The organism is Citrobacter sp. Cf136 (assembly GCF_030333815.1).
Taxonomy (GTDB): Bacteria; Pseudomonadota; Gammaproteobacteria; order Enterobacterales; family Enterobacteriaceae; genus Citrobacter; species Citrobacter freundii.
Genome location: NZ_JAOWFE010000038.1, coordinates 49016 through 56273, shown reverse-complemented (window position 1 = coordinate 56273; position 7258 = coordinate 49016). Strand labels below are relative to the sequence as shown.

5 protein-coding genes and 1 pseudogene are annotated in these 7258 nt (G+C 52.9%); 2 read left to right on the top strand and 4 right to left on the bottom strand.

Annotated features, from left to right (window positions below):
* The 4 genes and pseudogenes from OGV98_RS18380 to malK all read right to left on the bottom strand — a co-directional run.
* Positions 1-197, bottom strand: a pseudogene (locus OGV98_RS18380) (type VI secretion system tip protein VgrG); the annotation flags it as partial.
* A 229-nt stretch (positions 198-426) separates the two neighbouring features.
* On the bottom strand, positions 427-1374 hold the full coding sequence (malM, locus tag OGV98_RS18375; RefSeq protein ID WP_210943498.1) for a maltose operon protein MalM: 948 nt from the start codon (positions 1372-1374) through the stop codon (positions 427-429).
* A gap of 113 nt (positions 1375-1487) precedes the next feature.
* Positions 1488-2843, bottom strand: coding sequence for a maltoporin (locus OGV98_RS18370; RefSeq protein WP_003031683.1), 1356 nt, complete (start codon positions 2841-2843; stop codon positions 1488-1490).
* Between the two features lie 78 nt (positions 2844-2921).
* Positions 2922-4031, bottom strand: coding sequence for a maltose/maltodextrin ABC transporter ATP-binding protein MalK (malK, locus tag OGV98_RS18365; protein ID WP_138828106.1), 1110 nt, complete (start codon positions 4029-4031; stop codon positions 2922-2924).
* Between the two features lie 360 nt (positions 4032-4391).
* Between malK and malE the strand changes: the two genes are divergently transcribed.
* Both malE and malF read left to right on the top strand, forming a co-directional pair.
* Positions 4392-5582: a maltose/maltodextrin ABC transporter substrate-binding protein MalE gene (malE, locus tag OGV98_RS18360; protein WP_003031680.1), complete on the top strand. Its 1191-nt coding sequence runs from the start codon at positions 4392-4394 to the stop codon at positions 5580-5582.
* A 131-nt stretch (positions 5583-5713) separates the two neighbouring features.
* Entirely contained in the window at positions 5714-7258 is a 1545-nt protein-coding gene (malF, locus tag OGV98_RS18355) for a maltose ABC transporter permease MalF (RefSeq protein ID WP_210943499.1), read from the top strand.

The following is a 7258-nucleotide window of genomic DNA, read 5'->3' as shown; positions in this document are numbered from 1 at the left end:
GCCCCCTGCCAGACAGTGAGGGTGGCGTTTTTCTCGAGAAAATCTGTGGCGGTGAGGTCAGGCAGGCCGCTGGCGATATCGACACTGAGTGTAAAGGGGGTGGAGAGATTCTGGCAGAGGGTGAAGCTGACGACGGCGGTATCCGTCGCCAGTAACCCGTCCACGTCGAGCGTAAAGCGCAGTCCCTGCTGTGACATGAGTTACTCCGTGACGTATTCATACGTTTGCAGAGAACCATACGTCCCGAACAATGCAGGGAAAAGTACGTTGTATAAAAAGCAGCTTAAATTCAGAAAACGTTTAGATTACTTTCCATTTCAGAGTGGAATTTATCAAATTACATACACATGCCGAATCATTACAGATAAAAAAAGGTGCGCCAGGAGACGCACCAGTTGTTGCAAAATCAGCACTGCGGGGAGACGTTTACCCCTTGCCTTTTACACTGCTGATAAAGGTGGATCGGGCAGATTTGGATCCCAGACGTTCAGCTTCATCAAGCAGCTTCAACGCTTTATCGACATCGCCTTTCGCCACGGCATCCTTAATGCCCTGGTTAAAATAACTTTCCGTGTCATTTAACATCGGCTCACTTTTCTTCACCGGTTGTGGCGCTGGAGCAGCAACGGCTGCCGCCGGAGCCGCATAAGTAACTGCAGGCGCTGCGGTATTACCCACCGTGACAGGGCCAGGGCCGGATGAGCCAAACAGCGGCCCTACCAGCACGCTGGAGGAGGAACTGGTTTTGACTTTCAGCTTCAGCAGACCGTCGGTGGTATGACGGGCGATCGGGTCAGGAATATCCGGAACAGCGTTACCTACACCCTTGGCATAGGCTTTTGCCGGGTCAAGCAGGGTCGTGGTCTGCTGGAGATCTTTATCTGTGGTAAAGACCAGAACATAGAGCTTTTGCTGGCCCAGCGCTGGCGTCAGACGCATTACGCCTTCCAGACGATCGGCACTCATCACGCCGGGTTCCTGGTAGGTGAAATAGCTGCTGGGGAAGAACGCAGATGGCGTCATGTTCTGATCAAGAATTAAAACGTTTGGTGCAAATACACTGGTTTGTTTGTTGACTTCACTGGTCAGCGTCAGAGTTAACTCACCAATATTCGCGGGTACGCTGTACGCAGCGACTGGGCTAGTAATACCAGCAACATCAAGACGCTGACCCGCTGTCGCTAGCTGTGTCGACTGGGTTTTGGATTGATCAACCGGCGTCCAGGTTAACTGTTGTAGCGCAGCAGTGGGAATAGCTGGAGCCGCGGTGGTGTTCTGCGGAACAATATTTACATCGGCCAGGCTGATGCCAGGCGCGCTGGCAAATAACCCTGCAGATAAACAAAGGGCAACGAGACTTTTCTTCATTTTCATTGTTATCACCTCAGATAGCATGGGTTCAGCGGTGGCCAGGCAATAGCGCGCTAAACCGTAATCAAGAGGGGCTGGCGCCCCTCTTTCGGTCTTTACGTCAGGTTAGTGCTGAATTACCACCAGATTTCCATCTGGGCACCGAAGGACCACTCATCGCTGTCGCCACGGCTGGTTGTGCTGATACCAGAGTTGGTTGCAGCGGCGTATTTGGTTACGTCGTTACCATTTTTAACGTAGCCCCACTCTTCATCCCATTTGGCATAGGTTGCAAAGACACGAATTGCCGGGCGGGACCAGATGCTGTCGCCAGCCTGCCACTGTTGCGCCAGGGTGATTTTGTACTGGCTGTTGCGATCGCCAGTTTGCTGAGATTTGACGTTGTCGTAACCGACTTCCAGCAGGGTGCTCATGATCGGTGTCCATTTGTACATCGGACGAATACCGACGGTGTACCATTCGGTCCCCAGGTCGTTATCCATATCGAGGTTCTGGTACATACCGACGTACATCAGATCCCATTTGTCGCCCAGGGAGATTGCACCGTGGTCAAGTACGCGGAACAGGCTACCGTTGTTATTAATAACGTTATTGGCGTAATTCGTTTTACTACCGTCTGGGTTAGTAACGGTGAAGGAGGATGAACCGTAAGACCCTTGGTTCAGACCTTTACCCTGAGTGGTCATAGAATCTGTCGCGTACTGAACAACAAACTTGTTGTAGCCCTTCAGCATGCTCTGGGTATGTTCAGCGGTGAACATCCAACCATCTTTAGATGCGCCGTCTGCCAGGTGGTAATCATCGGTGGTATTCGCACGGCCATAGTCAACGCCCAATTCCAACATCCCATCCGGGTTAGTTGCCAACTGTGCTAAACGAACGTCAAATACGTCGTTGGCGGTGTCTTTGGTACGATCATAGATATTCTGGCTGCTGAAAGCATATGAACCACCCGCTTCCTGTGAACGGCTCGCGGCCAGAGACAGTTTACCGAAGCCCAGATCGATGTTTTCAATACCAGCACCAGGACCTGAAATATCCCAGTAGTAGAAGTCGATCATGTGAACATCATGACGCTGATAGAAGCGCTTACCTGCCCAGATAGTGGAGCCTGGCAGCCATTCAATCAGGTTTTTACCCTGCACGTTGGCTTCACGGAAGGCCGGGTCAGTCCCTTCCCAGTCATTCTGCTGTGCGACGGAATAGGCAACGTTAGTGTCGAAGTAGAAGCTCTTATCGCCCTCTTTCCACACTTCCTGACCTAATTTAATTTCCGCATAGGTTTCACATTCGTTACCAAGACGGTATTTACTTTGGGCGCCGGTTGCCTGGAAACACTGTTGTTCACCGCCGCTACCCGTCCAGCCAATGCCGGAACGTGCATAGCCATGGAAATCCACAGCCATTGCCTGAACAGACATAATGCCTGCCGCCACAGCAACCGCCAGAGGGAGTTTGCGCAGAGTAATCATCGTTCTATCTCCTGAGATCATTGCTTTTCTTTAAACGCTTCACCTTGACGGTTTTGCGCTTTTTTTTAATGGGATACCTTAAACGCCCGGCTCGTGATGCAACCGACGACATGCACTGCCATCCTCACGGAACAGATGGCAACGCTCTGGCGGCAGGCCGATAGCGAATGTGGCACCCTCTTCTACCAACACCACGTCATTCTGGCGGTAAACCAGGTTTTGACGGATGGCGGGGATCTGGATATGAATTTGTGTTTCGTGACCAAGCTGCTCGACCACCTGCACTTCACCTTCGAGGGTGACATCGGCGATATCGCTGGGCAGCAGATGTTCCGGGCGGATACCTAAAGACATGTTGGCGCCAACCTGCACCGCATGGCTGTCTACCGGGAGCCATATTTGCTGGCGGTTAGGCAGTTCAACCTGCACCTGATCGATGGCCGTCCCGGTGACTTTCACCGGCAGGAAGTTCATCTTCGGCGAGCCAATAAACCCGGCAACAAAGCGGTCAGCCGGGTAGTGGTATAGCTCCAGCGGTTTACCGACCTGCGCTACGCGACCGGCATCCAGCACCACAATTTTGTCAGCCAGGGTCATCGCTTCGACCTGATCGTGGGTGACGTAAATCATCGTGCGACCAAGACGTTTATGCAGGCGGGAGATTTCAATTCGCATCTGGACGCGCAGCGCGGCGTCGAGGTTTGACAGCGGTTCGTCCAGCAGAAATACACGCGGTTCGGCGACCAGCGTACGGCCAATCGCCACACGCTGACGTTGTCCGCCGGAAAGCGCTTTTGGTTTACGCTCCAGCAGGTGTGCCAGTTGCAGAACTTCCGCAACCTGGTTCACACGCTGGTTCATCACTTCTTTTTTCGCCCCGGCCAGTTTGAGGCCGAATGACATGTTTTCCGCGACAGATAAATGGGGGTATAACGCGTAGGACTGAAAGACCATACCCACACCGCGTTCGGCGGGCGGAATGTCGTTCATCCGGGTCTCCCCGATAAACAAGTCACCACTGGTGATGGTTTCAAGCCCGGCGATCATACGCAGCAAGGTCGACTTACCGCAGCCTGACGGTCCGACAAACACCACGAATTCCCCTTCGTGAATGTCGAGATTGATATCTTTCGATACCACCACGTCACCCCAGGCTTTCGTTACATTTCGCAGCTGTACGCTCGCCATGCCCTTCTCCCTTCGTTACAACCTGTCATCGACAGCAACATTCATGATGGGCTGACTATGCGCGATCACTTGACTGCGTGAATCCTCCACCCCCCGGCTTTTTTATGGGGGAGGAGGCGGGAGGATGAGAGAGCAGCGTCTGAGACCCGGGCTACCCGCCTCAGAGGAATTTCGTGATGCAGCCTGCAAAAATCGGTGGGTTTTTATGTGCGCCAGTACGCAATACTCACATTTATGTAACACAGATCACATAAAGAGCGGGTGGGGCGTAGGGGTAAGGAGGATGGAAAGAGGTTGTCGTATAAAGAAACTAGTAACCGTTAAGCCACCTCTGCAAAATCACCAAACAGGATGGGAACTATGAAAATCAAAACTGGCGCACGCATCCTCGCATTGTCTGCATTGACGACGATGATGTTTTCCGCCTCGGCTCTCGCCAAGATTGAAGAAGGTAAGCTGGTTATCTGGATTAACGGCGACAAAGGCTATAACGGCCTCGCTGAAGTGGGCAAAAAATTCGAGAAAGACACCGGGATCAAAGTCACTATTGAGCACCCGGACAAACTGGAAGAGAAATTCCCGCAGGTTGCCGCGACCGGCGACGGCCCGGACATCATCTTCTGGGCTCATGACCGTTTTGGCGGTTACGCTCAGTCTGGCCTGCTGGCTGAAATCACGCCTGACAAAGCGTTCCAGGACAAACTCTATCCGTTCACCTGGGATGCCGTACGCTATAACGGCAAACTGATTGCCTACCCGATCGCGGTTGAAGCGCTGTCGCTGATTTACAACAAAGACCTCGTGCCAAACCCACCGAAAACCTGGGAAGAAATTCCTGCACTGGATAAAGAGCTGAAGGCGAAAGGTAAATCTGCGCTGATGTTCAACCTGCAAGAGCCGTACTTCACCTGGCCGCTGATTGCCGCCGACGGCGGTTACGCATTCAAGTTTGAAAACGGCAAGTACGATGTGAAAGACGTGGGCGTGGATAACGCCGGCGCGAAAGCGGGTCTGACCTTCCTGGTTGACCTGATCAAGAACAAACACATGAACGCGGATACCGATTACTCCATCGCCGAAGCGGCCTTTAACAAGGGCGATACCGCGATGACCATCAACGGTCCGTGGGCGTGGTCCAATATCGACAAGAGCAAAATCAACTACGGCGTCACGCTGCTGCCAACCTTCAAAGGCAAAGCGTCTAAACCATTTGTTGGCGTTCTGAGCGCCGGTATCAACGCCGCCAGCCCGAACAAAGAACTGGCGAAAGAGTTCCTCGAAAACTACCTGCTGACCGATCAGGGTCTGGATGAAGTGAACAAGGACAAGCCGCTGGGCGCCGTTGCGCTGAAATCCTTCCAGGATCAGTTAGCAAAAGACCCACGCATCGCCGCCACCATGGATAACGCCCAGAAAGGCGAAATCATGCCGAACATCCCACAGATGTCCGCATTCTGGTATGCCGTTCGTACCGCAGTGATCAACGCAGCCAGCGGCCGTCAGACCGTCGATGCCGCGCTGAAAGATGCACAAGGTCGTATCACCAAGTAATGCTGTAGCACACGTGCCGGATGGCGGCATAAATGCCTTATCCGGCCTACAACACACCGTAGGCCTGATAAGCGCAGCGCCATCAGGCACGCTGACCAACAGGTTTTCATTGTTGTTGAGGATTGAACCCCATGGATGTCATTAAAAAGAAACACTGGTGGCAAAGCGACACGCTGAAATGGTCAGTGATGGGTCTGCTTGGGCTGCTGGTCGGTTACCTTGTTGTTTTGATGTACGCTCAGGGGGAGTACCTGTTTGCCATCATGACGCTGATTTTAAGCTCTGCTGGCCTGTATATTTTCGCTAACCGTAAAGCCTATGCCTGGCGCTATGTTTACCCGGGCGTTGCCGGTATGGGGCTGTTTGTCCTGTTTCCGCTGATTTGTACGATCGCCATTGCCTTTACCAACTACAGCAGTACCAACCAGCTGACCTTTGAACGTGCTCAGGAAGTCCTGATGGATCGTTCGTATCAGGCTGGGAAAACCTACAACTTTGGCCTGTATCCGGCGGGTGATGAGTGGCAACTGGCTCTCACCGACGGTGAAACCGGCAAGAATTATGTTTCCGACGCCTTCAAATTTGGCGGCGAACAGAAACTGCAACTGAAAGAAACGGATGCTTTGCCAGCGGGCGAGCGTGGGACGCTGCGCATCATCACGCAGAATCGCCAGGCGCTGAACCAACTGACCGCCATCCTGCCGGATGAAAGCAAAGTGATTATGAGCTCGTTGCGCCAGTTTTCCGGCACGCAGCCACTTTATACGCTCGCTGATGACGGTACGCTCACCAACAGCCAGAGCGGCGTAAAATACCGCGCCAATAACGATATTGGTTATTATCAGGCGATTAACGCTGACGGTAGCTGGGGTAGCGAAAAACTCAGTCCAGGCTATACCGTGACCATCGGCTGGGATAACTTCACTCGCGTGTTTACCGACGAAGGCATCCAGAAACCGTTCTTCGCCATCTTTGTCTGGACGGTGGTCTTCTCCGTTCTGACCGTGATCCTCACCGTTGCTGTGGGGATGGTGCTGGCCTGTCTCGTACAGTGGGAGTCTCTCAAAGGAAAAGCGATTTACCGTGTCCTGTTGATTCTTCCGTATGCCGTACCGTCGTTTATCTCGATTCTGATTTTCAAGGGCTTATTCAACCAGAGCTTTGGTGAAATCAACATGATGCTGAGCGCACTGTTTGGTATCAAACCGGCCTGGTTCAGCGACCCAACCACCGCGCGTTCGATGATTATTATCGTCAACACCTGGCTCGGTTATCCATACATGATGATCCTGTGCATGGGTCTGCTGAAAGCGATTCCTGACGATCTGTATGAAGCCTCGGCGATGGATGGTGCAGGTCCGTTCCAGAACTTCTTTAAGATAACGCTACCGCTGCTGATTAAGCCGCTGACACCGCTGATGATCGCCAGCTTCGCCTTTAACTTTAACAACTTCGTGCTGATTCAGCTGTTGACCAACGGTGGCCCGGACCGACTCGGCACCACCACGCCAGCCGGTTATACCGACCTGCTCGTGAGCTACACCTACCGTATCGCCTTTGAAGGCGGCGGTGGTCAGGACTTCGGTCTGGCGGCGGCGATTGCCACGCTGATCTTCCTGCTGGTCGGCGCGCTGGCGATTGTGAACCTGAAAGCCACACGTATGAAGTTTGATTAA

Coding starts and splice junctions, on each gene's coding strand:
- malM (WP_210943498.1), bottom strand. CDS start 1,374: ATGAAAATGAAGAAAAGTCTCGTTGCCCTTTGTTTATCTGCAGGGTTA.
- malE (WP_003031680.1), top strand. CDS start 4,392: ATGAAAATCAAAACTGGCGCACGCATCCTCGCATTGTCTGCATTGACG.
- malF (WP_210943499.1), top strand. CDS start 5,714: ATGGATGTCATTAAAAAGAAACACTGGTGGCAAAGCGACACGCTGAAA.
- OGV98_RS18370 (WP_003031683.1), bottom strand. CDS start 2,843: ATGATTACTCTGCGCAAACTCCCTCTGGCGGTTGCTGTGGCGGCAGGC.
- malK (WP_138828106.1), bottom strand. CDS start 4,031: ATGGCGAGCGTACAGCTGCGAAATGTAACGAAAGCCTGGGGTGACGTG.